Origin of the sequence: Bradyrhizobium sp. CCBAU 53351, assembly GCF_015291745.1 — a bacterium.
Taxonomy (GTDB): Bacteria; Pseudomonadota; Alphaproteobacteria; order Rhizobiales; family Xanthobacteraceae; genus Bradyrhizobium.
The window spans coordinates 2,011,064-2,035,790 of the sequence record NZ_CP030059.1 but is presented as its reverse complement, the minus strand read 5'-3'; the positions used below and the strand labels follow the sequence as shown (position 1 = coordinate 2,035,790).

27 protein-coding genes and 1 riboswitch are annotated in these 24,727 nt (G+C 65.4%); of the genes, 15 read left to right on the top strand and 12 right to left on the bottom strand.

Going from position 1 to position 24,727, the window contains the following annotated elements; translation table 11 throughout:
• Nucleotides 1-34 precede the first annotated feature (34 nt).
• The 4 genes from dxs (at nt 35) to XH83_RS09640 (ending at nt 4,753) form a co-directional block, all read left to right on the top strand.
• Entirely contained in the window at nt 35-1,963 is a 1,929-nt protein-coding gene (gene dxs / locus XH83_RS09655) for a 1-deoxy-D-xylulose-5-phosphate synthase (RefSeq protein WP_194406772.1), read from the top strand.
• Nucleotides 1,964-2,198: 235 nt separating this feature from the next.
• Nucleotides 2,199-2,753: a nucleoside 2-deoxyribosyltransferase gene (locus tag XH83_RS09650; protein ID WP_194406771.1), complete on the top strand. Its 555-nt coding sequence runs from the start codon at nt 2,199-2,201 to the stop codon at nt 2,751-2,753.
• A gap of 25 nt (nt 2,754-2,778) precedes the next feature.
• Nucleotides 2,779-3,513, top strand: a complete 735-nt coding sequence (locus tag XH83_RS09645; RefSeq protein WP_194406770.1) for a TlyA family RNA methyltransferase — start codon at nt 2,779-2,781, stop codon at nt 3,511-3,513.
• Nucleotides 3,506-4,753: a class I SAM-dependent RNA methyltransferase gene (locus tag XH83_RS09640; protein WP_194408212.1), complete on the top strand. Its 1,248-nt coding sequence runs from the start codon at nt 3,506-3,508 to the stop codon at nt 4,751-4,753. The genes XH83_RS09645 and XH83_RS09640 overlap by 8 nt, the downstream gene beginning before the upstream one ends.
• A gap of 3 nt (nt 4,754-4,756) precedes the next feature.
• Here XH83_RS09640 and XH83_RS09635 read toward each other — a convergent pair whose 3' ends face one another.
• Genes XH83_RS09635 through XH83_RS09615 form a run of 5 tightly spaced genes read right to left on the bottom strand, consistent with a single transcriptional unit; the run spans nt 4,757 to nt 9,691 of the window.
• Nucleotides 4,757-5,608, bottom strand: a complete 852-nt coding sequence (locus tag XH83_RS09635; RefSeq protein WP_194406769.1) for an ABC transporter permease — start codon at nt 5,606-5,608, stop codon at nt 4,757-4,759.
• Nucleotides 5,609-5,610: 2 nt separating this feature from the next.
• Nucleotides 5,611-6,459 carry an ABC transporter ATP-binding protein gene (locus tag XH83_RS09630; protein ID WP_194406768.1) on the bottom strand — a complete coding sequence of 283 codons (849 nt, stop codon included), beginning with the start codon at nt 6,457-6,459 and terminating at the stop codon, nt 5,611-5,613.
• Entirely contained in the window at nt 6,456-7,502 is a 1,047-nt protein-coding gene (locus XH83_RS09625) for an ABC transporter substrate-binding protein (RefSeq protein WP_194406767.1), read from the bottom strand. Before XH83_RS09625 ends, XH83_RS09630 begins: the two co-directional genes overlap by 4 nt.
• Before the next feature lie 42 nt (nt 7,503-7,544).
• Nucleotides 7,545-8,759 (bottom strand): CaiB/BaiF CoA-transferase family protein, encoded by a 1,215-nt coding sequence (locus tag XH83_RS09620; RefSeq protein ID WP_194406766.1) that lies wholly within the window; start codon nt 8,757-8,759, stop codon nt 7,545-7,547.
• The gene (locus tag XH83_RS09615) at nt 8,756-9,691 is read right to left on the bottom strand and encodes a hydroxymethylglutaryl-CoA lyase (RefSeq protein WP_194406765.1); all 936 of its coding nucleotides are present in this window, start codon (nt 9,689-9,691) and stop codon (nt 8,756-8,758) included. Before XH83_RS09615 ends, XH83_RS09620 begins: the two co-directional genes overlap by 4 nt.
• 91 nt (nt 9,692-9,782) lie before the next feature.
• On the opposite strand from XH83_RS09615, the gene XH83_RS09610 reads away from it, so the two are divergent.
• Together XH83_RS09610 and XH83_RS09605 are read left to right on the top strand one after the other, a co-directional pair.
• Nucleotides 9,783-10,691, top strand: a complete 909-nt coding sequence (locus XH83_RS09610; RefSeq protein ID WP_246776449.1) for a GntR family transcriptional regulator — start codon at nt 9,783-9,785, stop codon at nt 10,689-10,691.
• Nucleotides 10,692-10,886: 195 nt separating this feature from the next.
• On the top strand, nt 10,887-11,882 hold the full coding sequence (locus tag XH83_RS09605; RefSeq protein WP_371746356.1) for a Tat pathway signal protein: 996 nt from the start codon (nt 10,887-10,889) through the stop codon (nt 11,880-11,882).
• Here XH83_RS09605 and XH83_RS09600 read toward each other — a convergent pair.
• The gene (locus tag XH83_RS09600) at nt 11,879-12,496 is read right to left on the bottom strand and encodes a hypothetical protein (protein ID WP_194406763.1); all 618 of its coding nucleotides are present in this window, start codon (nt 12,494-12,496) and stop codon (nt 11,879-11,881) included. The two genes, XH83_RS09605 and XH83_RS09600, sit on opposite strands and share 4 nt — an antisense overlap.
• Before the next feature lie 109 nt (nt 12,497-12,605).
• On the opposite strand from XH83_RS09600, the gene XH83_RS09595 reads away from it, so the two are divergent.
• Both XH83_RS09595 and XH83_RS09590 read left to right on the top strand, forming a co-directional pair.
• Nucleotides 12,606-13,433, top strand: coding sequence for a nucleotidyltransferase domain-containing protein (locus tag XH83_RS09595; RefSeq protein WP_194406762.1), 828 nt, complete (start codon nt 12,606-12,608; stop codon nt 13,431-13,433).
• Nucleotides 13,434-13,449: 16 nt separating this feature from the next.
• Entirely contained in the window at nt 13,450-14,223 is a 774-nt protein-coding gene (locus XH83_RS09590) for an enoyl-CoA hydratase/isomerase family protein (protein WP_246776448.1), read from the top strand.
• 27 nt (nt 14,224-14,250) lie between these two features.
• Here XH83_RS09590 and XH83_RS09585 read toward each other — a convergent pair whose 3' ends face one another.
• Nucleotides 14,251-14,886, bottom strand: a complete 636-nt coding sequence (locus tag XH83_RS09585) for a hypothetical protein (protein ID WP_194406760.1) — start codon at nt 14,884-14,886, stop codon at nt 14,251-14,253.
• Between the two features lie 165 nt (nt 14,887-15,051).
• On the bottom strand, nt 15,052-15,915 hold the full coding sequence (locus tag XH83_RS09580; RefSeq protein ID WP_194406759.1) for a DUF1194 domain-containing protein: 864 nt from the start codon (nt 15,913-15,915) through the stop codon (nt 15,052-15,054).
• A 276-nt stretch (nt 15,916-16,191) separates the two neighbouring features.
• Nucleotides 16,192-16,282: riboswitch (Fluoride riboswitch) on the top strand.
• Nucleotides 16,283-16,382: 100 nt separating this feature from the next.
• Here XH83_RS09580 and XH83_RS09575 point away from each other — a divergent pair.
• Genes XH83_RS09575 through clpS form a run of 5 tightly spaced genes read left to right on the top strand, consistent with a single transcriptional unit; the run spans nt 16,383 to nt 19,124 of the window.
• Nucleotides 16,383-17,594 carry an MFS transporter gene (locus XH83_RS09575; protein WP_194406758.1) on the top strand — a complete coding sequence of 404 codons (1,212 nt, stop codon included), beginning with the start codon at nt 16,383-16,385 and terminating at the stop codon, nt 17,592-17,594.
• A gap of 16 nt (nt 17,595-17,610) precedes the next feature.
• On the top strand, nt 17,611-18,000 hold the full coding sequence (crcB, locus tag XH83_RS09570; protein ID WP_371746308.1) for a fluoride efflux transporter CrcB: 390 nt from the start codon (nt 17,611-17,613) through the stop codon (nt 17,998-18,000).
• A gap of 6 nt (nt 18,001-18,006) precedes the next feature.
• The gene (gene crcB, locus XH83_RS09565) at nt 18,007-18,432 is read left to right on the top strand and encodes a fluoride efflux transporter CrcB (RefSeq protein ID WP_194406757.1); all 426 of its coding nucleotides are present in this window, start codon (nt 18,007-18,009) and stop codon (nt 18,430-18,432) included.
• Nucleotides 18,433-18,434: 2 nt separating this feature from the next.
• Nucleotides 18,435-18,776: a DUF190 domain-containing protein gene (locus XH83_RS09560; protein ID WP_194406756.1), complete on the top strand. Its 342-nt coding sequence runs from the start codon at nt 18,435-18,437 to the stop codon at nt 18,774-18,776.
• Nucleotides 18,777-18,818: 42 nt separating this feature from the next.
• Entirely contained in the window at nt 18,819-19,124 is a 306-nt protein-coding gene (clpS, locus tag XH83_RS09555) for an ATP-dependent Clp protease adapter ClpS (RefSeq protein WP_194406755.1), read from the top strand.
• 4 nt (nt 19,125-19,128) lie between these two features.
• Here clpS and XH83_RS09550 read toward each other — a convergent pair whose 3' ends face one another.
• The 4 genes from XH83_RS09550 to fabI all read right to left on the bottom strand — a co-directional run bounded on the left by XH83_RS09550 (nt 19,129) and on the right by fabI (nt 23,098).
• Nucleotides 19,129-20,319 (bottom strand): adenylate/guanylate cyclase domain-containing protein, encoded by a 1,191-nt coding sequence (locus XH83_RS09550; protein ID WP_194406754.1) that lies wholly within the window; start codon nt 20,317-20,319, stop codon nt 19,129-19,131.
• 78 nt (nt 20,320-20,397) lie between these two features.
• The gene (gene aroC, locus XH83_RS09545) at nt 20,398-21,486 is read right to left on the bottom strand and encodes a chorismate synthase (protein WP_194406753.1); all 1,089 of its coding nucleotides are present in this window, start codon (nt 21,484-21,486) and stop codon (nt 20,398-20,400) included.
• A gap of 183 nt (nt 21,487-21,669) precedes the next feature.
• Nucleotides 21,670-22,269 carry a histidine phosphatase family protein gene (locus XH83_RS09540; protein WP_194406752.1) on the bottom strand — a complete coding sequence of 200 codons (600 nt, stop codon included), beginning with the start codon at nt 22,267-22,269 and terminating at the stop codon, nt 21,670-21,672.
• A 13-nt stretch (nt 22,270-22,282) separates the two neighbouring features.
• Nucleotides 22,283-23,098 (bottom strand): enoyl-ACP reductase FabI, encoded by an 816-nt coding sequence (gene fabI / locus XH83_RS09535; RefSeq protein ID WP_194406751.1) that lies wholly within the window; start codon nt 23,096-23,098, stop codon nt 22,283-22,285.
• 173 nt (nt 23,099-23,271) lie between these two features.
• Here fabI and XH83_RS09530 point away from each other — a divergent pair, with 173 nt between their 5' ends.
• Entirely contained in the window at nt 23,272-23,760 is a 489-nt protein-coding gene (locus tag XH83_RS09530; RefSeq protein WP_194406750.1) for a sigma-70 family RNA polymerase sigma factor, read from the top strand.
• 106 nt (nt 23,761-23,866) lie between these two features.
• Nucleotides 23,867-24,637: an anti-sigma factor gene (locus tag XH83_RS09525; RefSeq protein ID WP_194406749.1), complete on the top strand. Its 771-nt coding sequence runs from the start codon at nt 23,867-23,869 to the stop codon at nt 24,635-24,637.
• The last annotated feature ends 90 nt before the right edge of the window (nt 24,638-24,727 follow it).

Sequence of the window (24,727 nt, the reverse complement as noted above, 5' to 3'; positions counted from 1 at the left end):
ATGACCTTCCGGCGCTGACAAATTGGAAATCGCCGTGAACGCATACAGTAAAACGCCGCTTCTCGACACCATCCGGACGCCGGAAGACCTGCGCAAGCTCAAGATCGAGCAGGTTCGCCAGGTCGCCGACGAGCTGCGGCAGGAGACCATCGATGCCGTCTCGGTGACCGGCGGTCACTTCGGCGCGGGCCTCGGCGTGGTCGAGCTCACCACCGCGATCCATTACGTCTTCGACACGCCGCGCGACCGGCTGATCTGGGACGTCGGCCACCAGGCCTATCCGCACAAGATTCTCACCGGACGCCGCGACCGCATCCGCACGCTGCGCACCGGCGGCGGCCTGTCCGGCTTCACCAAGCGCAGCGAGAGCGATTACGATCCGTTCGGCGCGGCGCATTCCTCGACCTCGATCTCCGCCGGCCTCGGCATGGCGGTGGCGCGCGATCTCTCCGGCGGCAAGAACAACGTCATCGCCGTGATCGGTGACGGCGCGATGTCGGCGGGCATGGCCTATGAGGCCATGAACAATGCGGGCGCCATGAACTCGCGCCTGATCGTCATCCTCAACGACAACGACATGTCGATCGCGCCGCCGGTCGGCGCCATGAGCGCCTATCTGTCGCGGCTCTACTCCGGCAAGACCTATCGCACGCTGCGCGATGCGGCCAAGCAGATCAACAAGCGCCTGCCCAAGATCATCGCCAGCCGCGCCAACCGCGTCGAGGAATATTCCCGCGGCTTCATGATGGACGGCGGCACGCTGTTCGAGGAGCTCGGCTTCTACTATGTCGGCCCGATCGACGGTCACAATCTCGACCATCTGCTGCCCGTGCTGAAGAACGTGCGCGACATGGAGACCGGTCCGATCCTGGTCCACGTTGTGACGCAGAAGGGCAAGGGCTACGGCCCCGCGGAAGCGTCCGCCGACAAGTACCACGCCGTCGTCAAGTTCGACGTCGCGACCGGCACGCAGGCCAAGGCCAAGCCGAATGCGCCGGCCTACCAGAACGTGTTCGGCCAGAGCCTCGTCAAGGAAGCCCAGAAGGACGACAAGATCGTCGCCATCACCGCGGCGATGCCGTCGGGCACCGGCGTCGACATCTTCAACAAGGCCTTCCCCGACCGCACGTTCGATGTCGGCATCGCCGAGCAGCACGCGGTGACGTTCGCCGCGGGACTCGCGACCGAAGGCTACAAGCCGTTCTGCGCGATCTACTCGACCTTCCTGCAGCGCGGCTACGACCAAATCGTGCATGACGTCGCGATCCAGAACCTGCCCGTCCGCTTCGCCATCGACCGCGCCGGCCTCGTCGGCGCCGACGGTGCGACGCATGCCGGCTCGTTCGACAACACCTATCTCGGCTGTCTGCCGAACATGGTGATCATGGCGGCGGCCGATGAGGCCGAACTCGTGCACATGGTGGCGACCCAGGTCGCGATCAACGACCGTCCGAGTTCGCTGCGCTATCCGCGCGGCGAAGGCCGCGGCATCGAGATGCCCGAGGTCGGCATTCCGCTCGAGATCGGCAAGGGCCGCATGATCCGCCAGGGCAGCAAGATCGCCCTGCTCTCCTTCGGCACGCGCCTCGCCGAATGCGAGAAGGCCGCCGACGAGCTCGCCGCGCATGGCCTCTCCACCTCGATCGCGGATGCGCGCTTCATGAAGCCGCTCGATACCGAACTGGTGCTCAAGCTCGCGCGCGACCACGACGTGCTGATCACGATCGAAGAAGGCTCGGTCGGCGGCTTCGGCTCGCATGTCGCGCAGTTCCTGACCGACCAGGGCGTGCTCGACACCGGCATGGTCAAGTTCCGCTCGATGGTGCTGCCCGACGTGTTCCAGGACCACGACACCCCCGCCGCGATGTACGGCCGCGCCGGTCTCGACGCCAAGGGCATCGTCGCCAAGGTGTTCGAGGCGCTCGGCAAGGACGTCAAGGCCGAGACGGTCAAGCTGGCTTGAGGCTGGTTTACCTCTCCCGCTTGCGGGAGAGGGCGACGCGAAGCCTCGGGTGAGGGCGTTCTCCTCTCGGGGGTTCTCGATTGAGGACACAACCCTCTCCCGTAGCCGATGCTTCGCATCGGCGTTCCCTAAGAACGGCAGCCAAAGGCCGCCTTTGCCTCCCCCGCACGCGGGGCAGGCAGCAATCCGCACGCTATGGCTTGCACCTCGACCCAAATTTTCCGGTACTAACGCCATGAAAATCTATCTGGCAGGTCCCGACGTGTTCCTGCCGGATGCCATGGAAATCGGCCGGCGCAAGGTCGAGATCTGCGCGGCGCATGGCCTGACCGGCCTCTATCCCCTCGACAACGCCATCGACCTTTCCGCGTCCGACGCTTCGCGGCAGATCTTCTGCGGCAACGAGGCGATGATGGACGAGGCCGATGCCATCATCGCCAACCTCACCCCGTTCCGTGGCGCCGGTGCCGATCCCGGCACCGTCTACGAACTCGGCTATATGGCCGGGCGCAGCAAGTTCTGCCTCGCCTATTCCAACGACGGCGCCACCTATGCCGACCGCCTCGGCCGCTTCATGGACGTCACGTCCGAGGACGGGCGGCTGGTCGACGCGCAGGGCCTGACCGTCGAGGATTTCGGCCTCGTCGACAACCTCATGATGATCCACGCGCTGGAGCTGCACGGCTGCCCGCTGGTGACGCCGGCCACCATGCCCACCGACGTCTGGCACGATCTGGCCGCGTTCGAGGCTTGCGTCCGGATGGCGGCCGCGCGATTGATCGCTACATAAGCGCCAGCCCTATCTGGAGAGTCGATTGTCCCCTGCCCGCAAGCGCGCGGATGTTCTTTTGGTCGAGCGCGGCCTGTTCGAAAGCCGGGCGCGGGCGCGCGCGGCAATCGAGGCCGGTCGCGTCACGGCCGACGCCAAGCCGGTTTCAAAACCGTCGGAGACGATTGCCGAGGACGCCGTCATCCAGGCCGAGCCCGCGCACCCCTACGTTTCCCGCGGCGGCGTCAAGCTCGCCGGCGCGCTGGAGCGCTATCCGATCGAGATCGAGGACCATGTCTGCCTCGATGTCGGAGCGTCCACCGGCGGCTTCACGGAGGTGCTGCTGGCGAACGGCGCGAGCCTGGTGTTCGCCATCGACGTCGGCACCAGCCAACTGCATCCCTCGCTGCGCGGTCATTCCAAGATCGTGTCGATGGAGGAGACCGACATCCGCCTCTATGACGGCAAGAGGCTGCCGGCGCGGCCCGATGTCGTCGTCATCGACGTCAGCTTCATCTCGCTCAAGACGGTGCTGCCGGTGGCGCTCTCCCTCGCCGCCGCTCCGATGAGCCTGCTGGCGCTGATCAAGCCGCAGTTCGAGGCGGACAGGAAGCACAACAAGAAGGGCATCGTCCGCGACGCCGCCGTGCACCGGGAAATCTGCGACGATATCGCCGCCTTCGCCGCGTCGCTCGGCTGCACCGATATCGAGGTGTTTCCCTCCCCGATCGCGGGCGGCGACGGCAATGTCGAATTCTTCCTGGGCGCGCGCCGTGGTTGAGCGCCTGACCATCGATCACGTCGGCCATCGCGGCGACGGCGTCTGCCTCACGACGGGCGATGCGGTCTATGTGCCCTATACGCTGCAAGGCGAGACCGTCGAGGTCGATCACGTCGTCGGCCACCATCCCGATCGCCGCAAGCTGCTCGCGGTCGATATCGCAAGCCCCGAGCGCATCGAGCCGTTCTGCCCGCATTTCGGCGTCTGCGGCGGCTGCGCGATCCAGCACTGGGCGGCAGCGCCCTATCATTCCTGGAAGCGCGGCATCGTGGTCGAGACGCTGGCGCAGGCCGCCATCGATTGCCAGGTGGCGCCGCTGGTGGGTGCCCATGGCGCCGGCCGCCGCCGTGTCACGCTGCATGGCCGCTTCGGCACGCACGACATCCTCAAGGTCGGCTTCTCCGCGACGAGCTCGCACGACGTCATCCCGATCCACCGCTGCCCGATCCTCGATCCTGCGCTCGAAGGCGCGCTCGATGCCGCCTGGGCGCTCGCCGAGCCGCTGACGTCCAGGATGCCGGTGACCAAGCCGCTCGACATCCAGGTGACCGCCACTCTTAACGGCCTCGATGTCGACGTGCGCGGCTCCGGGCCGCTGCCGACGCCGCTCGTCACCGCGCTGTCGCGCGTCGCCGAGCAGCACCGCCTGGCGCGGCTGACGCGGCATGGCGAGCTGGTGCTGCAACGCCTGCCGCCGACGGTGAAGATGGGCCGCGCCGAGGTGACGCTGCCGCCGGGCTCGTTCCTGCAGGCAACCGTCGCAGGCGAAGAGACGCTGGCCGCGCTCGTCATCGAGCGCATCGGCAAGGCCAAGGAGGTTCTCGACCTCTTTTGCGGTGTCGGCCCGTTCGCGCTACGGCTCGCCGAGAAGGCGCGAGTCACCGCCTATGACAACGACGCCGGGGCGGTCGCGGCGCTGGCGAAGGCCGCGCGCACACCCGGCCTGAAGCCGATCAAGGCCGAACCGCGCGACCTGTTCCGCCGCCCTCTGGTGCCGCCGGAGCTGCGCGACTTCGACGCCGTGGTGTTCGATCCGCCGCGCCAGGGCGCGCAGGCGCAGGCGCTAAAGCTCGCTGCGAGCAAAGTACCGGTCGTGATCGCGGTGTCCTGCAACGTCGCGACCTTTGCCCGCGACGCGCGTCTGCTGATCGACGGCGGCTATCGGCTGGAGGCGGTGGTGCCGGTCGACCAGTTCCGGCACACGCCGCATGTGGAGCTGGTGGCGCGATTCAGCCGTTGATGGCTACGCCGACGGCTCGAATTGCGGCTGCCATCGCAAGAGGTAGGACTGCAACGAGCGCACCGCGACCGCGAGCAGGATGCCGACGAACATCATCACGAAGATGGCGACCATCATCTCACTGGCATTGGCCCGCGCCTCGGCTTCGATGATGAGCTTGCCGAGGCCGCGCTCGGCGCCGATGAACTCGCCGACGATGACGCCGATCAGCGCAAAGGACACCGCCGGCAGCAGAGAAGCGAACACCCAGGCGAGCGCCGACGGGATCACGACGGTCCGCAGCACCGTGAATTCGCTGGCGCCGAGCAGGCGGGCGGCGGCGATCTGATCGCGGTCGACCGCACGCGTTCCCTCGAAGGTGTTGAAGAACACCACGAAGAACACGACGAGCCAGGCGGTCGCGATCTTGGAGAGGTCGCCGAGGCCGAAGATCAGGATCACGAGCGGCACCAGCGCGATGCGCGGGATCGAGTTGAGCGCCACGATGTAGGGCCCGAACACGCGCGCCAGGAACTCCGAACGGCCGAGAACGAGGCCAGCCGCGATGCCGCTCGCCGAGCCGAACAGGAAGCCCCACCAGGTGTTCTTCAAGGTGACGAGCGTGGCAAGCCACAGATTGTTGTCATTGCTCTTGACGCAGGCGGCAAAACCGCCGGCGTCAGCAAAGCAGCCGAGCCGCAAAAAACTTTGCCAGATCAGCGACGGCTTGGCGACGAAATAAGGATCGAGGATTTTTGGCACAAAGGCTTTCGGCAGCAGCGCCTTGCTCCATTCGAAGCCCCACTGCCAGACGACGAGAATTGCTGCGAGAATGGCCAGTTGCCAGAACAGGATGACGATGCGGCTGTTGGACATGGTCAGTCGGCCCTGGTACGGCGGAACTCTTCGCCGAGCGAATGCCAGATGTGGGAATAGAGGCGGCCGAATTCGGCGGTCTCGCGTATGGCAACGGGATCGCGCGGACGCGGAATGGCGACGTCGAAATCTTCCTTGAGGCGTCCGGGCCGCGCCGAGAGCAGGATGATGCGGCTCGCCAAGGTCAAGGCCTCGCCGAGATCGTGAGTCACGAACAACACGGTCTGCCGTTCGCGTTCCCAGATCTCCAGTAGCGTCTTGTGCATCTCCAGCTTGGTGTGGGTGTCGAGCGCGCCGAACGGCTCGTCCATCAGCAGGATCTCGGGCTCGAGGATCAGCGTGCGCATCAAGGCGACGCGCTGGCGCATGCCGCCGGACAGCATGCGGGGAAAGCTCTGCGCAAAGCCCGTCAGCCCGGCCTTCTCGACGGCCGAAGCGACGCGCCCCGCACGCTCGACCTTCGGCAATCCGGCGATCTCCAGCCCATAGCCGATATTCTGCTCGACGGTACGCCAGGGAAACAGCGTATCGCGCTGGAAGACGTACCCGACCCCGGAGCTGACTTTGCCGGTCTCGACCGAGTCCTCGTCGATCAGGATACGTCCGCCGGAGCGCGGCAGCAGCCCCGCGACCATGTTGAGAATGGTGCTCTTGCCGCAGCCGGACGGCCCGAGCAGCGCGACGAACTCACCCTGCTTGACCTCGAAGGAGACGTCGTCCACCGCTACGAACTCTCGCCCCGACGCGTTGAAGCGCTTGGTGAGCCCCTGCACCGCTATGCGGATGCGCGCCGCCGCTGCATGATCCTCGTTGCGCGCGAGCGCAAGACCCTGGCCTGACGCGGCGATCATTTGTATTTCGCCCTGGCTGTCTGGAGGAAGCTCATGTCGACGACATCCTCGTACCTGGTCTCGGGGATATCCGTGCCCTTGCGGTACCAGGGCTTGGCGCCGCGTTCGAACGCAGCCTTGTCGATGACACCGTCATAGGCCCAGGTCGACTTGTCGAAGCCGAGCTCGGCGCTGATCGCATCGGGATCTATCCCTGAGAAATATTTCGGCGCAACGAGCGCCTGCACCTCCGCGAGCGGCGTCGCCTTCACGAAGGCCATCGCGCGATAGATCGCGTTGACATAGGCCTGCACCATCGCCTTGTCCTGCTCGACCGTGTCCTGCAGCGTGTAGATCACGAGCACCGGTAGCGTCCCGCCGAAATCCCTCTCGAACACGCCGGGTTTGGAGGTGTCGTAGATCGTCTTGCCAAAGCCCTTCTTCTCGACCTCGACGATCCAGCTCGGCGGCGCCATGATGGCGTCGAACTGCTTGGTCTGGAGCGAAGGGAACATCGTGTTGGGCCCGCCGCCCGCGACCCAGTTCACCTTGCTGCCAAGCCCGCGCGCTTCGAACACATAAGTGCCGAATACCCAGGTGCCGGACCCGATCGCGGTGGCGGCAACGATCGGCTTGGCGCCATCGGGGCGCTTGAAGTCGGCGAGCTTCTCGACCGTAGTGATGCCGCTCTCGTAGAGGTCCTGCCGGACCATGATGCTGGCGTAGGAGCACACCATCTCGGTCGCGAGAAGGATCTTGCACGGCTTGCCGCGCGCACCGAGCTGGAGCGGGTGGCTGGCATCGCCATGGGCGAACGACGCCTGCCCTGCCGCCAGCGTCTGACGCCCGAATGTGCCGGCGTTGCCGGTAATGAGCTTGGAATCGAGTCCTTCGTCTTTGAAGTACCCCTTCAGCTCCGCGATCATGCCGATGGCATACACCGGCGAGACCGGTCCGAAGGCGAGCGAGACCTGCTTGGCCTCGGCGCGCGATTGTCCCGGCAGCAGAGATGCGCCGGCCCATGCGGAGCCGGCGATCAACGCCTGGCGTCTGGTAATGCTCATGTGCTCCTCCTCCCTTTGCTCTTGTTCGATGGCACCGATCGATCAGGACGGCGCGACCTTGATCGTCCCGGCCTGTCGGAGCGCTTCGATCTCATTCGGCGACATCCCGATCTCGTTCAGGATCTCGCCGCTGTGCTCGCCGATCCCAGGTGGATCGTAGCGATTGGGCAGGCGCCTTCCGTCCATGGAAATCGGCAGCAGCGGCGTCTTGGCCTCGCCGCCGCCGGGCAGCCGAATCTCGGTCAGGCCGCCCGACCGGTTGAGATGCGGATCATCGAAGAGGTCGCCGGGTTTGTTCACCGGGGCGTAGGGCAGATCGAGTTGTTCAAGACGCGCTGCGAGATCGGCCTTGTCCCATTGCTTGAAGATCTTCGCGATCTCGGGGATCAGCCAGCTGCGATGATCGACGCGATCGTTGCTCGTCGCAAAGCGCGGATCAACGAGCCAGGCTTCGCGATCGAAGGCCCGACAGAACGCCTCCCATTGCTCTTCGCCGACGATGGTGACGAACAGCTTCGAGCCGTCCTTGGTGTCGAAAAGATCGTAGACCGGCCACGGACTGTCCTTGATCGAATATGGAATGGACGGCTGGCCGCTGACCACCTCGCACATCATGGCCTGCGCCATCAGGAACACGTTGTTCTCGTACAGCGCGCTCTGGATGTAGCGGCCCCGGCCGGTCCGCTGCCGCTCGGCGAGCGCAGCCTGGATCGCGATCACACCGAACATGCCGCCCATGACATCGTTGACCGAGGCGCCGGCGCGCATCGGACGGTCGGGCAGGCCGGTCATGTAAGCAAGGCCCCCCATCATTTGCACGACCTCGTCGAGCGCGAGGCGGTTCTCGTAAGGTCCGGGCAAATAGCCCTTGAGCGAGCAATAGATCAGACGTGGCGCGAAGGCCGCGACGCTCTCGTAGTCGAGGCCGATCCGCTTCAATAGGCCCGGCCGGAAATTCTCGATCAGGACGTCGCTGTTCTCGATGAGCCTGCGCGCGACGCCCTGGCCTTCCGCCGTCGACGTGTCGAGCGCGATGCTGCGCTTGTTGCGGCTGTAGGTGGCGAAGAAGCCGGCGGCGGGTCCCTTGAAAAACCGGGTGCGGTCGCCCTTGGGCGGCTCGACCTTGATCACGTCGGCGCCGAGATCGGCGAGGATCAAGCCGCAGCTCGGCCCCATCACCATCTGGCTGAACTCGACGACCCGAAGGCCGGCGAGCGGGCGGAGCTCCGATGCCGTCTCACGCGCAGCCATGCTCATGCCGCGCTCCGCAGGACCTTCGGGATTCCGGCCTCGTGCAGATGCCCCGTCAAATGTGCTGCCGGAATATGGCGGGCGAGAATTTCGCGCGTCTGCATCAGGCGATCGAGGTCGATGCCGGTGGAGAGGCCCATGCGTTCCAGCATGAACACGAGGTCCTCGGTGACGATGTTGCCGCGCGCTCCCGGAGCAAAGGGACAGCCCCCGAGGCCGGACACCGCGGCATCGAACCGGCGGATGCCGGCTTCGAGGCCCGCGACGGCATTGGCGAGGCCGGCACCGAGCGTGTCGTGCAGATGCAGCCGCAGGGTCATTTGCGATCCGACCTCGCGCCGCACCGCCGAGACGATCTGCCCGATCGATTTGGGCGTCGCATAACCGACGGTGTCGGCAAGCCCGATCTCGTCGGCGCGGGCCTCGGCAAAGGCACGCGCCACCTGGCACACGGCCGCTTCACTCACCTCACCCTCCAGCGAGCAGCCGAAGGAGGTGGAGATCGCGCCCATCAATTGCGGCCGCTGGCCCACAGGCCGGTCGTCGATCGCGGCGCGGACCGCGCGAAATGCTTCGATCTGCTCGTCGACCGAGCGGCGGACATTGGCCTGGTTGTGCGTCTCGCTCGCGGAGATGACGAAATAGACGGCGTCAACGCCTGCCGCGATAGCGCGCCCGGCGCCCTTCGGATTCGGCACCAGCGCGCCGATGGTCGCGGACTTGTGGGTCAGCGCATGCGCCATCACCGCATCGACGTCGGCGAATTGCGGCACGACCTTTGGCGGCACGAACGATCCGGCATCGATCTCGCGGACGCCGGCAGCGGCGATCGTGTCGATCAGTGCGCATTTGGCTTCGGTCGGAACGAAGATGTCCAGGTTCTGCAGACCGTCGCGCGGAGCAACCTCGCAAATGTAGACATCGGGCGCGCGCACCATCGGGCTCTCTCCCTGGGTCGATTGTATATTGTTGCAGAAAAGAACAATCTGTGGGACAGTCTGTCAAGCCCTAAAACTTGCATGCACTGCAATGAGCGCATCCGATAGTTCCCGACCGCGCAGCGACAAGAATGGTTCCGAACGCGCCGAGCACCTCGCCGGGCTGATCATGGCGCTCGCCCGGCGCGAGGGCATGAAGGCCGGCGACCGCCTGATCGAGCAAAGGCTTGCGGATGCGCTGGACCTTTCACGCGCGCCGATCCGGCTCGGCCTCAAGGCGCTGGAAGCGGCGGGATTGGCGCGCGGCGAGCCGCATCGCGGCTTCGTGCTGGCGAAGAATCCGACCAGCGGCGCAGCCCAGCCCGCGCTCGCGGCGGTCAGGCGCAACGAGCAGGTGTATGCGACCGTCGCGGGCGACGTGCTCGCGACACGGCTGCCGGTCGACGTCACCGAGGCGGAGCTGATGCGCCGCTATGACGTCACGCGCGCCGAGTTGCAGCGGCTGCTGGACCGGATCGCCGCCGAGGGCTGGATCGCACGCCTGCCGGGCTATGGCTGGCGTTTTGCGGAGACGGTCTCCAGTCCCGAAGCGCAAGCGCAGGCCAAGGCATTTCGCGCGGTGATCGAGCCGGCGGCCATCGCGCAGCCCGGCTTTTCGCTACCGCAGGAGGTGATCGTGCGCCTGCGCGAACGCCAGCAACGCGTGTTTGAAGGCGAGATCGAGAAGATGACGATCGGCGAGATCTTTCAGTCGGGCTGCGAATTCCACGAAGAGATTATCCGTGGAGCCGGCAACCCCTTCTTTCTCGAAGCGCTGAAGCGCGTGAACTCGATCAGACGCCTGTTCGCCTATCGCAGCTTCGCCGACCGCGAGGGCATGCGGCGGCACGTGCGCGAGCATTTGCGCCTGCTCGACGTTCTGGAGACGCGGCGCTACACCGAGGCGGCCGAGCTCATGGCCCGGCATCTGCAGCGGCCGCTGGTGGCGGGCTTGTCGTGATGCGCAAACCCGGATTGCGCGGAATTCGGTGTCCGATCTTGATTCCGGTCAATCGTTCCGGAGCCCGCCACTGCTAGACGCATCCTGCGCAACGGCAGGGAGCGGACGCTTGTGGTTGACCGGCGACAGTTCATCGCAACCGCGCTCGGGTTGTCCGCGACTGCGATCAGCGGTCTTCCCGCCGCAGGGGCGGCGATGACCTATGACGCGGCGGTGACGGCATCTCGGGCTCCGCTGCGGGCCGTGCCGCGGGATCGCGAACTCGTGCGCTTTGCCACTCTCGCGGCCAACAGCCACAACACCCAACCGTGGATCTTCGCCGCACGCGGCAACGACATCGCGATCGCGCCGGATTTTTCGCGCCGCTGCCCGGCCGTCGATCCGGACGATCATCACCTGTTCGTCAGTCTCGGCTGCGCCGCCGAAAACCTCATCCTCGCGGCGTCCACGCTGGGCTGGCGCGCCGACCCAGTCATCGACGGCGACCGGATCGTGATCGCGCTCGAGCAAGCGCCGCCCGCCCCATCTGCGTTGGCGGCCGCGATTCCGATCAGGCAATGCACCCGCGCGGCGTTCGACGGCAGGCCCGTCGCGCCCGAGACCTTGCGTCGGCTCGAGGATGCCTGTCGTCAACCTGACGTCACAGCCATCCTGATGACCGAGCGCGCCGCGCTGGCCGGGGTCGCCGACTACGTGCTCGAAGGCAATTCGGCGCAAATGCGCGACAAGGCCTTCATGCGCGAGCTCGTGAGCTGGATTCGCTTCAACGAGGCGGAAGCGCTCGCGACCATGGACGGGTTGTTCGCGCCTGCCTCGGGAAATCCCTCCCTGCCGTCATGGCTAGGGCGGCCACTTCTGAAACTCTTCTTCACCGAAAGCGGGGAAAACAAGAAGTACCGCGAACAGCTTGCCAGCTCGGCGGGTGTCGTCGCGCTCGCTGCAGATCGCAGCGACAAATCGCACTGGATCGCGGTCGGGCGCGCCTGCCAGCGCTTCGGCTTGCTGGCAACCGCGCTGGGACTGAAATATGCCTTCGTCAACCAGCCGGTCGAGGTGGCGGCGCTGAGGTCGCAATTTGCGGCCTCGCTTGGACTGGGCGAACGGCGATGCGATATCGTGATGCGCTTCGGAGCCGGTCCGGACCTGCCGAAATCGCCGCGGCGTCCGCCGGAGCTGGTGATGCGATCCTAACGCCGCAGCCCGCTCAGCGCCGGCGACTCGCCGGGCAGCATGTTCGATCGGATATCGCTGTCCATGCGGCCCGAGTCCTGCTGGATGAAACCGGCACCGAACGACAGGCTGAGATTGGAGGTCGGCTTGAATTCCACGCCCGCAAACGCGCTGTAGCCGGGTGCCGCGCCCGAGGTTAGCGGCGCAATCGAGCTGCCGATGCCATTGCCATATTTCAAAGTGTCGAAACCAGCGAAGAACGTCACGGGCAAGCCGCCCGCGGTCTTGGTGCTGTAGCCGAACTGCGTACTGTCATAAGAGAGCGCGTTGAAATTTCCGGCAAATCCGGCCTGACTGAGTCCGATCTGACCGAGCGCGCTCCAATTGAGATTGCCGCGCTGGCTGCCGACGAAGAAGCCGTTCGCCGCGCCGCTACGCGAATCCGCATCGCCAGCATTGAGGCTGGTGAAATTGCCATATCTATCGGAACTCTGGTTGGCGCCGCCACTGAGACCGAAAGGCCCGCCGGGCACCCAATATCTCAGCGGCGCGACCTGGGCCTGAACCGGGGCCGCGATCGGGCAAAGCACAGCGAGCAAGGCTACGACAACGGATGAAGGGGCAAGGCTGGACATTGAAGCTACCGTCAAGACTTTTGCAGATTATACTGCCTTGATATGGCCAATGCCAGCGCCGCGGCCGCACCAATGTCGCGGCCGTGAGCCGTCCCGACAACTGAACCTCATGCCCCCCGATCCGTTGCTCTCGCGCCTGATATCCGCGTTCCGCGACGTCCCCGGCGTCGCGGCCATCGTGCTCGGCGGCTCGCGCGCGCGAGGCAGCGCGCATCCCACTTCCGACCATGATGTCGGGCTCTATTTCGCCGCCGCGAGCCCGCTCGACACCGAGCGGCTGCTGGCGGCTGCGAAGGAGATCGCCGACGATCCCGCCGCCACGACCGTGACGCCGGTCGGCGAATGGGGACCATGGATCGTCGGCGGCGCCTGGCTGTCTGTGGAAGGCCGCAAGGTCGATCTGCTCTATCGCAATGCCGATACGGTCGAAGCCGTGATGAAGTCCTGCCATGCCGGCCTCGTCACCATGGATTATCAGCCCGGCCATCCGCACGGCTTCTGCTCGGCCATCTGGATGGGCGAGATCGCCTATTGCCAGCCCCTGCACGATCCGGAGGACCTGATCGCGCGGCTGAAATCGATCGCCCTGCCCTATCCACGACCGCTGCGCGACGTCCTGATCCAGCGCTTCCAGTGGGAAATCTCATTCGGCATCGAGAACGCCGAGCTCGCCGTTGCGCGCGGCGACCGGACCCACGTCGCGGGCTCTCTCTACAGATCGCTCGCCTGCATCGCGCAGGTGCTGTTCGCGCTCAACCAACGCTATCTCATCAACGAAAAGGGCGCGCTGCACGAAGCCGCCCTGTTGCCGCTGACGATCCCGCATCTGGCGGAACGGACCGACGACGTCTGGCGGCTGATCGGCGATGGCGCCCTTGCACCCGCTTGTGACGTCTTGCGCAACATCGACCGCGAGTTGAAGGTGCTGTCCCAATGAAGGCATGGAGAAAGCGGTGACATCTGACAATCCCGTCGCGTACCAACGTCTCGGCGACGTCGCTCGCATCACGCTACGCCGCCCGCCCGTCAACGCGCTGAGCCTCGAGATGATCCGCAGCGTCGTCGCAGCCTTCCGCCGCGCGGCGGACGATGACGGCGCGCGCGTCGTCGTGCTGGCGAGTGCGATTGCAAAACGTTTTTCGGCGGGCCTCGATCTCGACATCCTGCTCGGCAAGTCCGGCGCCGAGATCCGCGAATTCCTCCAGGCGCTCTATATCGACCTCTACGATGCGCAGTACAGGCTGGGAAAGCCGTCGATCGCCGCGGTCGGTGGCGCGGCGCGCGGCGGCGGCATGACCATGGCGGTGTCGTGCGACGTGGTGCTCGCGGCGGAGAGCGCGACGTTCGGCTATCCCGAGATCGACGTCGGCGTCATTCCCGCGATCCATTATGCGCATCTGCCGCGCATCGTCGGACGTCATCGTGCCTTCGAGCTGCTGTTCACCGGCCGGGTCTTCAGCGCCATGGAAGCGCGCGAGCTCGGCGTGCTGAACCGCGTGGTGGATGATGCCGAACTCGAGACGGAGGTGCTGAGGCTTGCGGCGCAATTTTCCGCTAAATCGGCCGCGGTGCTGCGGATGGGCCGCGCCGCCTTCATGCGCCAGGTCGATCTCGACTATCGGCGCAGCATCGCGAGCGCCGTGGATGATTTCTGCAATGTCGCAACGACCGACGAGGCGCAGGAGCGTTTGAGAGCGTTCGTGGAGAAGCGGGCGCCGAACCGGTGATGGAGAGACCGACGAAAGACGGCGCGCTCAGGCGGTCCTGTCCACGGAGGACGATGAATCGGCCGGCGGATATTTCGTCACCGGCACCATGAAGGATTTCGTGCCGACCTGGTAGATCACCTTGCCGTTCTGCCCGTCGTCTGTCGCGATCTGCGTCTGCCCGAACATGATGACGTTCTTGTAGACGTAGCCGGTGCCCTGGCGAGTGACGCCGTCGGTGGTAACGCTGACCTGCGCTTCCTTGCCGTTGACGGCCAGCACCTTGAAGCTCGCGCTCTTGCCGTTGGCGCTGGAATAGCCGCCCCAGCTTCCCATCAGACGGCTGTCGGAAGCCGGTGGGGCCTGCTTCTCGAGATTGGCGGTCTGCTTGCCGGCGCCTCCGAAGGAGAACAGCATCACCATGTTCTTGCCGTCCTTGGTGCCGACCGTGACCCCGCCGAAGGTGATGAGCGTGCCCTGGACCTCGGCAAAGCCGCGCTCAGTGTGGCCGTTATGGGTGTACTCGACCTGCGCCCGGGCGCCGCGGATGTTCACGACCTTGAAGCCGACGGGCTGGTTGTTGCCGACCCAATTGCCCTTCCAGTCGCCGACCAGAGCGCTCTGGTGATACAGCCGCTCGTTGGCGGGCGAAATCTGGTTGGTGCTCGATGAGACGATGGCCATTGGATTGCTCGGAGACGGGCCGGATAAACCCGCTTTCATTCGCTTCGGCAATGTCAGGATGCCGACTGGAAACGAACAGAAACCGGCTGATTAGGGCCCTGCACCGGTTAACGAGCCGTTAAGCTCGGGCATGGGCCGGGCGGGCAAAAGGTCTCAGCCGGCCCTTCAGCGCCCCCAGCGGTCCGACCAGATCTTTTCGCCGATCAGGCAGTTGACGCGCGGCTCCTTGTCGGCGACCCGCATCACCGGACGCTCAGGCGTGCGGCCGGCGACCTCCATCAGCAGCTTGGTGCGGATCGCTTCCTTGAATTTGTCGCGGTCCTTGATCGTGATGACGAAGGAGCCAGGGCCGCCGATGACGCAGTCCTCGTAGTAGAAATCGAGATTGTCGATATCCATGGTCGAATAGGACGGCTCCTTGACCATGATCGGCAGGCCGTTGATGACGATGCCCTTCTCGAGCGCGGCATCGCGCGCCACCGTGACCGGGCCGCCATTGTTGTTTGGGCCGTCGCCGGAAATGTCGATCACACGGCGCAGGCCCCGATAGGGATCCTCTTCGAACAGCGGCATCGCGAAGGTGATCGCGCCCGAGATCGAGGTGCGCGAGGCGCGCCGGATCGGCGTCTTCATGATCTCGGCGGCGACCGCATCCGCCGTTTCAGGACCATCGACCAGCCGCCAGGGGATGATGATCTTCTGGTCGCTGGACGCGGCCCACTCGAAATAGGTCACCGCGATCCGTCCATTCGGGCCGAGCTTCAGGGCCTGGAGGAACTCCTTCGACTGGATCGCCTGAGCATAGCCCTCGCGCTGGATCGCGAGCTCGTCCATGTCCATGGAGTAGGACACGTCGACAGCGAGGACCAGCTCGACGTCAACCGTCTGCGCGTCTCTGTCGGCCGCCGACCTATGTGGCTGACTTTTGGGCGGCTCGAATTTAGGTCCTGGCGCCGCGATGCCCGCGACGTCTCCTCCGGCAAACATGCCGGCCGCCAGCACAGCCCCGATCGAGAACAGCAAGCGCATCGCAGCCTCTCCCGTCGTATGATGCGATGGTGACATGCAATCGCCTTGCCGCAAAGCGCGAAGATCGCTTGCGCTTCACATTCAAGTTAGGAATCTGCGGGTTAGAAGGACGCGCGCTTTGCGCAATGCTGCCGCCATGTTGCGCTTGCGCTGCCGGAACAGGCGCGATCATAAGCACTGTCATTCCGGGGCGACTCGAAGAGCCGAATCCCGAATGACGGCGCCGGCCGAGACGCGCCCGCCACTTGTTCCAAGCGATTTCCATGCTAGGTTGGCCGCACAGATGGGGATGGAGTCCCCCGACAACCGCCCGGCGGCCTTGACCCGCAATCTTGGACCGTAGTGGGCTGATGACTCCTGCTTGAGGAGGGGCAATCTTTGAGCCTCTGCCTTCGGCGGGAGCATGGACAAACCCGCCGGTGGCGGGTTTTTTGTTGTCTGGTGCAAGGCCAGGAGAAGGCGAAGACGTGACGACGACGACATCGAATGCCGCACGTAGCGGGCTACCGAGAGGAATCTGGGTGCTCGGCTTCGTCTCGATGCTGATGGACATCTCCTCCGAGATGATCCACGCGCTGCTGCCGGTCTATCTCGTCACCGTGCTCGGCGCTTCGACACTGACCGTCGGCTTCATCGAGGGCATTGCGGAGGCGACCGCCTCGATCACCAAGATCTTCTCCGGCGCGCTGTCGGACTGGCTCGGCCGCCGCAAGCTGCTCGCCGCACTCGGCTATGGCCTCGCCGCATTGACCAAGCCGCTGTTCCCGCTTGCGCCCAGCGTCGGATGGCTGGTGGCGGCGCGGTTCATCGACCGCGTGGGCAAGGGCATTCGCGGCGCGCCGCGCGATGCGCTGATCGCCGATATCGCTCCCGTCGGCCTGCGCGGCGCGAGCTTTGGCCTGCGGCAATCGCTCGACACCATCGGCGCCTTCGTCGGACCGCTGGTAGCGATCGGCCTGATGTGGTGGACGGCAGATAATTTTTCCATCGTGTTCTGGGTCGCGGTGCTGCCGGCCTTCCTGTCCTTCGGCTTGATCGCGTTCGCGGTGAGCGAGCCGGAGCCGGACCCAAGCCGGGAGCCTGCAAAAAATCCGCTCAACCTCGCCGCGATGCGGCAGCTCGGAGCGGTCTATTGGCGCGTCGTCGCCGTCGGAATCATCTTCACGCTGGCGCGTTTCAGCGAGGCCTTCCTGATCCTGCGCGCACAGAACATCGGGCTGAATGCGATGTGGGTGCCGGCGGTGCTGGTGCTGATGAACATCGTCTACGCCATGTCGGCCTATCCGGCCGGCGTGCTCTCGGACCGGATCAACCGGACCGGCCTGCTCGCGCTCGGGCTCGTCTTCCTCGCCGGGGCCGATCTGGCGCTTGCGCTGCTGCCTAATCTGGCAGGCCTCGCGCTCGGTGTGGTGCTGTGGGGACTGCATATGGGGCTGACGCAGGGCCTGCTCTCGGCCCTCGTCGCCGATGCCGCACCGCCGAACCTGCGCGGCACCGCGTTCGGCTATTTCAATCTGTTCACCGGCCTTGCTCTGCTGGCCGCGAGCGTGATCGCGGGCGCGCTGTGGGACGTCTATGGTCCGGCGGGAACGTTCCTTGCGGGACTCGGCTTCGCGCTGGTCGCGCTCATCGGGCTGCTCGCCGTCGGCAACGGTCTGGCGGCGGAAGATAAATCATGACGGGAGGCTGTTCATCGTGCTGAGCGGAGCAATCGCGATCGTGGTCGGTAGCGCCCTAGGGGGCTGCACACGCTATTTCGTCTCCGGTGCGATCGCGCGGCGGCTGGGCGAGACCTTTCCGTGGGGCACCATGACCATCAACGTCACCGGCGCCTTCCTGATCGGCATTTTCGGCGCGCTGGCGACCCATCCCGGCTCGGTGTTCGCCACGCCCGATCCGTGGCTGTTCGCGGTGACAGGATTTCTCGGCTGCTACACCACGGTGTCCTCGTTCAGCCTGCAGACGCTGACGCTCGCGCGAAGCGGCGAGCCGATGCACGCGCTCGGCAACATCGTGTTCTCCGTCGGACTGTGCCTTGCCGCCGTCAGTTGCGGCTTCCTCCTTGCGGATCGTCTGGGAGGCTAGCGGCTGATGAACTCCCCTTCCGCCGAGCGCTGGCGCACTGCAATGCTCTATGCCTGGGTTGCCGCCGGCAGCATCGTCGGCGGCCTGACGCGTTATCTGGTCGGGCTTGCACTCGATACCGGACCGGGCTTTCCCTTCGCTACGCTGTTCATCAACGCGACGGGCTCGCTGATCATCGGCTTCTACGCGACGCTGACCGGCCCGGATGGCCGGATGCTGGCGCGGCCCGAGCACCGGCAGTTCGTCATGACCGGGTTCTGCGGCGGCTACACCACCTTTTCGACTTTCAGCCTGGAGACCTTCCGCCTGCTCCATGGCGGCATGAAATACACGGCGCTCGCCTACATCGCCGCTTCCGTGATCTGCTGGCTGGTGTCGGTATGGAGCGGCCATATCATGGCGAGCCGCTACAACCGCTTGACAAGGAGCTGACCATGCAAATTCCCAATCAGGCAGTTTCGCTCCGGATTTTCATCGGCGAGAGCGATCATTTCGAGGGCAAACCGCTCTATGAAGCGATCGTGATGACGGCGCGCGAGCGGCACCTTGCCGGCGCCACCGTGCTGCGCGGGCCCATGGGCTTCGGCAAATCGAGCCGGCTGCACACCTCGAAGATCCTGCGGCTTTCGGAAGATTTGCCGCTGCTGATCGAGATCGTCGACAGCGAGGACAACATCAACGCATTCCTGCCCATCCTGGATGGCATGATGTCGAGCGGGCTGATCACCTTGGAGAAGGTGCAGGTCCTGCAATATGGTGAGAAGGCTGCGAGCTGATCGCCGCGGCTGGAACCGAGCCCGCCGATTCCAGGAGGCGGAATGAACGACACCGTTACCAAGCCGAAAACCAGGACGAAGACCAAGGTCGAGCGGCCGAAGCTGCACAAGGTCATCCTGATCAACGATGACTACACGCCGCGCGAATTCGTCACCATGGTGCTGAAGGCCGAATTCCGCATGACGGAGGATCAGGCCTTTAAGGTCATGATCACCGCCCACAAGCTAGGGGCCTGCGTCGTCGCCGTATTCACCAAGGACGTCGCCGAGACCAAGGCGACCCGCGCCACCGACGCCGGCCGCGCCAAGGGCTATCCACTGCTGTTCACGACCGAGCCGGAGGAATAGCGGCTCAATCGACCAGCGCCGGCGTCTCTTCCGCCAGCCCGTACACGCGCTGCGCCTTGGAGAACCCGGCAATCGGAAATTCGCCGAGCTCGTGCCAGTCGTGCCGGCAGACATTGGCAAAACCTTCCGAGGCGACGACGGTCCGCCCCAGCCGACCCGTGATCTTCTCAAGCCTTGCGGCAAGGTTCACCGCGGGGCCGATGCAGGTGAAGTCGAGGCGGTTGCCGCCGCCGATATTGCCGTAGAGGATGTTGCCGACATGCAGCGCGACACCGAAGCGGAAGCGCTCGACGGCGTCGCCGACTGGAAAGGCCAGCGCCTCGACGCTGGCGCGGGATTCGCGCGCCGCTTCCAGCACGCGCGCGCAGACATGAGCGGCGTCGCCGACATATTCGTCGATCGGAAACACCGCGAGCAGGCCGTCGCCCATGAATTTCAGTACCTCGCCGCCATGGCCACGGATCGCGGTGACCTGGCAATCGAAATAGTGGTTGAGGATCTCGACGACGGTCTCGGCGGGCAGCCGGTCCGAGAGCGCGGTGAAGCCGCGCAGGTCCGAGAGCCAGATCGCGGCCTGCATCGTGTCGTTATGGCCACGGCGGATCTGGCCGCCGAGGATGCGCGCGCCGGCGCGGTTGCCCACATAGGTGTCGAGCAGCATCTCGGCGGTACGGCGCAGGGTGATGATCTCGCTGACGCGCGCCAGCGGCGTCACGATGGACCGGATCGCCGCGATATGGTCATCGCTGAAGCCGCCCGGATGCCGTGTCACCCAGCTCGTGGCATGGACCGAGCCGTCGAGAAACGGCATCGGCACCGCGACGTAGTCGGTCGCGCCTTCGGCCCGCATGTCGTTGACGAACGGAAACCGCGTGCTGTGGGGATCGCTTGCGCGTCCCCTGACCTCGATGCCCTGCTCGAAGACGATGCGGAGCGGACTGCGGGCGAATTCGGGGGTGTCCAGGATGTCGAAATCGACGGTGCCGACTTCGACCTCCTCCCCCTGCCGCCAGATGAAGTTGCGGCCGAAGACTTCGGGATGCAGCGTACGGATGAAAATGCCGAAACGCGTCAGCGGCAGGCCGGCCGCGACGAGATGTTCGCAGAAATCGGCAATCCCTACGGTCGACTCCTGAGCTGCCCAAGCGCCGTCGATCAGCCAGTTAGAGACGCGCTGGAGCTCGGAGCTTTGCATGCCCGCATTTGCTGACGAAGTTGCGGGATCGTCAAGCTGCGCGGTGGGTAGTACCGCGGCGCGACGCCCTACTCGGCGCTAGCGCCCCACCTGCCCGCGGTCGCGCAGAAAGTGGTCGGCCAGCACGCACGCCATCATGGCCTCGCCGACGGGAACGGCGCGGATGCCGACGCAGGGGTCATGGCGGCCCTTCGTGAAGATTTCGGTGTCTGCGCCCTGGCGATCGACAGTCCGGCGGGGCTGCAGGATCGAGGAGGTCGGCTTCACCGCGAAACGCACCACCACCGGCTGCCCCGTGGAGATCCCGCCCAGCACGCCGCCGGCATGGTTGGACAGGAAGCGCGTACCGTCATTGCCGGTGCGCATCTCGTCGGCATTCTCCTCGCCGGTGAGCTCGGCCGCGCCAAAGCCGGCGCCGATCTCGACGCCCTTCACCGCGTTGATGGTCATCATCGCCCCCGCCAGATCGGAATCGAGCTTGGCGTAGATCGGCGCGCCCAGTCCGGCGGGCACGCCTTCGGCGACGATTTCGATCACCGCGCCGATCGAGGAGCCGCTCTTGCGGATGCCGTCGAGATAGGTCTCGAAAAACGCGGCCTTGTCCTTGTCCGGGCAGAAGAACGGATTCCTTGCGATCTCGTCCCAGTCCCACTTGGCGCGGTCGATCTTGTGCGGGCCCATCTGCACCAGAGCGCCCCGCACGCGGACGTCGGGCAGCACTTTTCGCGCGATCGCACCGGCCGCGACGCGCGTCGCGGTCTCGCGCGCGGACGAGCGGCCGCCGCCGCGATAATCGCGCAGGCCGTATTTGGCTTCATAGGTGAAGTCGGCGTGCCCGGGGCGAAACTTGTCCTTGATCTCGGAATAGTCCTTCGAGCGCTGGTCGGTGTTCTCGATCAGGAGCCCGATCGGCGTGCCCGTCGTCACCTGCACGCCGGTCTCCGGATGCGCCATCACGCCGGAGAGGATTTTGACCTGGTCCGGCTCCTGGCGCTGGGTGGTGAAGCGCGATTGACCGGGCCGGCGGCGATCGAGGTCGCCCTGGATGTCGGCCTCGGTGAGCGGGATCATGGGCGGACAGCCGTCGACCACGCAGCCGATAGCCACCCCATGGCTTTCGCCGAAGGTGGTGACGCGGAACATGTGGCCGAAGGTGTTGAAGGACATCGCTGCTCGGTGGTTCGTAAGTCAGTTCTGACTTGTGGTAGCGCCGCGGAACACGGCGTTCAACCCCGTTCCTTCATTCCAGGATGGTCCGAAGGACCAGACCGCAGGTGCGCAATTGCGCACCGGGGAATCTCGAGATTCCGGGTTCGGTGCTTCGCACCGCCCCGGAATGACGATGGTGGCCTAACTGAACTTCTCCAGCCGTCCCTCGCGGAACACGTAGACGGCGCCCTGCTGGATATAGAGCTCGGCGGCGCTGGCTGGTGTCTCCAGCCCAAGCGACACCATCAGGGCCCGGCAGGTGCCGCCATGGGCGACCGCGACGGTGTCGGCCTGGAGCTGATCGTACCAGGCGCGCACGCGGATTTGGACGTCGGCATAGGTCTCCCCGCCCGCCGGACCCACCGTCCATTTGTCGGCGAGGCGCCTTGCGTAAATGTCAGGATCTTTCGCCTCGCTCTCGGCCAGCGTCAGCCCTTCCCAGCTGCCGTAGCCGATCTCGCGCAGCCGATCATCGAGCGCATAGTCGGCAACCGGTAGTTCGAGCTTGCCGCGCGCGAGCTCCATGGTCTGGCGCGCACGGCCGAGCGGGCTCGACACGTAAGGCAGCGCCGCCTTGTCGCGCCCCTCGCGCTTGAACAAATCGGCGAGGATGCTGCCGGCCTGGATGGCTTGATCGCGCCCGCGCGCGTTCAGCGGGATGTCCTTGGTGCCCTGAAGCCTGCCGAGCGCATTCCACTCGGTCTCGCCGTGGCGAAGATAGTAGATCGTGGGCACGGCCATTCCGGATTTGAAACTAGTCCTTGCCGCCGAACGAAATGTCCGGGGCATCGGGCCGCTTCATGCCCAGCACGTGATAGCCGGAATCGACGTGATGCACCTCGCCGGTGACGCCGCGCGAGAGGTCGGAGAGCAGATACAACGCGCTGCCGCCGACGTCTTCCGTCGAAACGTTGCGCCGCATCGGCGCGTTGGTCTCGTTCCACTTCAGGATATAGCGGAAGTCGCCGATGCCGGATGCCGCGAGGGTCTTGATGGGACCGGCCGAGATCGCGTTGACGCGAATGTTCTTCTCGCCGAGATCGGCGGCGAGATAGCGTACGCTAGCCTCCAGCGCCGCCTTGGCCACGCCCATCACGTTGTAATGCGGCATCCACTTCTCGGCACCGTAATAGGAGAGCGTGATCATCGAACCGCCATCCGTCATCAGCTTCTCGGCGCGCTGCGCCACGGCCGTGAACGAGTAGCAGGAGATCAGCATCGACTTGGAAAAATTCTCCGCCGTGGTGTCGACGTAGCGGCCCTCGAGCTGCTCGCCATAGGCGATCGCGTGCACCAGGAAGTCGATCTTGCCCCACTTCTCCTTCAGCACCGCGAACGCGGCATCGATGGTCGCAGCATCGGTGACGTCGCAATGGCCGAGCACGAGACCACCGATCTCGGCGGCGAGCGGCTCGACGCGCTTCTTCAGCGCATCGCCCTGATAGGTGAAGGCGAGCTCGGCGCCGGCGGCGTGGCATGCCTTGGCGATGCCCCAGGCGATCGAGCGGTTGTTGGCAAGACCGAGGATCACCCCGCGCTTTCCCTGCATCAGACCTGAATTCTGCGCCATTTTTGAACGTCCCGTCGAACTCTTGGTGAGGTCTGGAGGTACACCAGCCCTCCCCTGCGGTACAGCCCTAATACGCCGTGTTAACGCTGTTTAGAGCGGCGGAATAGCCGTTCCATTCGGGTGTTATGATCGCTATGGGCGCTCGCGCCTGACACCAGGACGTCAAGACCGCAATGAGTGCGTTTCGCCAGAGTGTGGAAGCCATGATCCCGGCGTTGCGCCGCTACGCCCGCGCGCTCACGCGCGACGCGGACGCAGCCGACGATCTGGTGCAGGACACGCTGGTGCGGGCCCTGCGCTCGGAGCGATTGTTTCTCGGGGGCGACGTCAGGAGCTGGCTCTACACGATCCTGACCAACCTCAACAAGAATCGGCGGCGCTCGCTGGCAAGGCGTCCGCAGTTCATGCAGCTGACGGACAACAACCCGGATGCCAGCGGCACCGAAGCCGAAGGCCGCGACATCGAGAGGGCGCTGGCGACGCTCGTCGAGGAGCAACGCTCGGTGTTGCTGCTGGTCATGCTGGAAGGCATGAGCTACCGCGAGGTCGCCGACATCCAGGGTGTGCCGATCGGCACCGTGATGTCGCGCCTCGCCCGCGCCCGCGCCCACGTCAAGGCCTCGCTGGAAGGCGAGCGCCCGGCACTGCGGCGGGTGAAATGATGGCAGGATTGATGCATCGCGTATTGTCCGCCGGCAGCATGCCGATGAGCGACGCGAAGTTGAACTTTGAACGACATTCAGGGCCACAGAGCCAGAGACGATCGAAATGAACGAGCGCAAGATCCCAGTGACCGAGGACGAACTGCACGCCTATGTCGACGGCGAGCTGCCGGCCGAGCGCCGCGCCGACGTCGAGGCCTGGCTTGCCGCCCATCCTGAAGAGGCCGAGCGCGTGCAGTCCTGGCGCGCGATGGCGGAGATGCTGCACGCCCGCTACGATTCCATTGCCCAGGAGCCGGTGCCGGCGCGGCTGGAGCTCGAGCGGCTGGAACGCCGCCCGCGGCAATGGCTCTATGGCGCCGCCGCGGCTGTGCTGGTTGCTTTCGTCGCCGGCGGCACGGCCGGCTGGGTCGCACACGGCGCCGCCAGCGCGCCCTCGACCTTCCAGAGCTTTACCGCGGACGCGCTCGACGCACACCGTCTCTATGTCGTCGAGGTCCGCCACCCCGTCGAGGTCGGCGGCAATGAGCGCGACCACCTCCAGGCCTGGCTGACCCGGCGCTGCGGCTGGACCGTGTTCGCGCCGAACCTGGAGGCCAGCGGGCTGAAGCTCGTCGGCGGCCGGCTTTTGCCGGGGCCAAGCGGTCCGGCCTCGTTCCTGATGTATGAAGGTGCCTCGGGCGAGCGCTACACCATCTACACGGCCAAGACCGAGAATGGTGCAACGCAAATGCGCTACGCCAAAACGGACAAGGACGGCGCGCTGTTCTGGGCCGAGCGCGGCGTCGGCTACGTCGTCAGCGGGGGCGGTGATCGCGACCGGCTGACCAAGGTGGCGCAGGCGGTCTATGATCAGGCCGAGAAAAACGGTACCTGAGAGACTGCTGCACCGCAGTGCCCAGATTCCGACATTGAAAATTTGGAATGAAGACATCGGCGCGTCTCATTATCGCACCGGATGATCACG

Bases quoted from the DNA above. Each gene is read 5' to 3' on its own strand.
- XH83_RS09650 (WP_194406771.1), top strand. From the start codon at position 2,199: ATGAAAATCTATCTGGCAGGTCCCGACGTGTTCCTGCCGGATGCCATG.
- XH83_RS09635 (WP_194406769.1), bottom strand. From the start codon at position 5,608: ATGTCCAACAGCCGCATCGTCATCCTGTTCTGGCAACTGGCCATTCTC.
- XH83_RS09630 (WP_194406768.1), bottom strand. From the start codon at position 6,459: ATGATCGCCGCGTCAGGCCAGGGTCTTGCGCTCGCGCGCAACGAGGAT.
- XH83_RS09625 (WP_194406767.1), bottom strand. From the start codon at position 7,502: ATGAGCATTACCAGACGCCAGGCGTTGATCGCCGGCTCCGCATGGGCC.
- XH83_RS09620 (WP_194406766.1), bottom strand. From the start codon at position 8,759: ATGAGCATGGCTGCGCGTGAGACGGCATCGGAGCTCCGCCCGCTCGCC.
- XH83_RS09615 (WP_194406765.1), bottom strand. From the start codon at position 9,691: ATGGTGCGCGCGCCCGATGTCTACATTTGCGAGGTTGCTCCGCGCGAC.
- XH83_RS09610 (WP_246776449.1), top strand. From the start codon at position 9,783: ATGAGCGCATCCGATAGTTCCCGACCGCGCAGCGACAAGAATGGTTCC.
- XH83_RS09605 (WP_371746356.1), top strand. From the start codon at position 10,887: ATGACCTATGACGCGGCGGTGACGGCATCTCGGGCTCCGCTGCGGGCC.
- XH83_RS09600 (WP_194406763.1), bottom strand. From the start codon at position 12,496: ATGTCCAGCCTTGCCCCTTCATCCGTTGTCGTAGCCTTGCTCGCTGTG.
- XH83_RS09595 (WP_194406762.1), top strand. From the start codon at position 12,606: ATGCCCCCCGATCCGTTGCTCTCGCGCCTGATATCCGCGTTCCGCGAC.
- XH83_RS09585 (WP_194406760.1), bottom strand. From the start codon at position 14,886: ATGGCCATCGTCTCATCGAGCACCAACCAGATTTCGCCCGCCAACGAG.
- XH83_RS09580 (WP_194406759.1), bottom strand. From the start codon at position 15,915: ATGCGCTTGCTGTTCTCGATCGGGGCTGTGCTGGCGGCCGGCATGTTT.
- crcB (WP_194406757.1), top strand. From the start codon at position 18,007: ATGAACTCCCCTTCCGCCGAGCGCTGGCGCACTGCAATGCTCTATGCC.
- XH83_RS09560 (WP_194406756.1), top strand. From the start codon at position 18,435: ATGCAAATTCCCAATCAGGCAGTTTCGCTCCGGATTTTCATCGGCGAG.
- clpS (WP_194406755.1), top strand. From the start codon at position 18,819: ATGAACGACACCGTTACCAAGCCGAAAACCAGGACGAAGACCAAGGTC.
- XH83_RS09550 (WP_194406754.1), bottom strand. From the start codon at position 20,319: ATGCAAAGCTCCGAGCTCCAGCGCGTCTCTAACTGGCTGATCGACGGC.
- aroC (WP_194406753.1), bottom strand. From the start codon at position 21,486: ATGTCCTTCAACACCTTCGGCCACATGTTCCGCGTCACCACCTTCGGC.
- XH83_RS09540 (WP_194406752.1), bottom strand. From the start codon at position 22,269: ATGGCCGTGCCCACGATCTACTATCTTCGCCACGGCGAGACCGAGTGG.
- fabI (WP_194406751.1), bottom strand. From the start codon at position 23,098: ATGGCGCAGAATTCAGGTCTGATGCAGGGAAAGCGCGGGGTGATCCTC.
- XH83_RS09530 (WP_194406750.1), top strand. From the start codon at position 23,272: ATGAGTGCGTTTCGCCAGAGTGTGGAAGCCATGATCCCGGCGTTGCGC.
- XH83_RS09525 (WP_194406749.1), top strand. From the start codon at position 23,867: ATGAACGAGCGCAAGATCCCAGTGACCGAGGACGAACTGCACGCCTAT.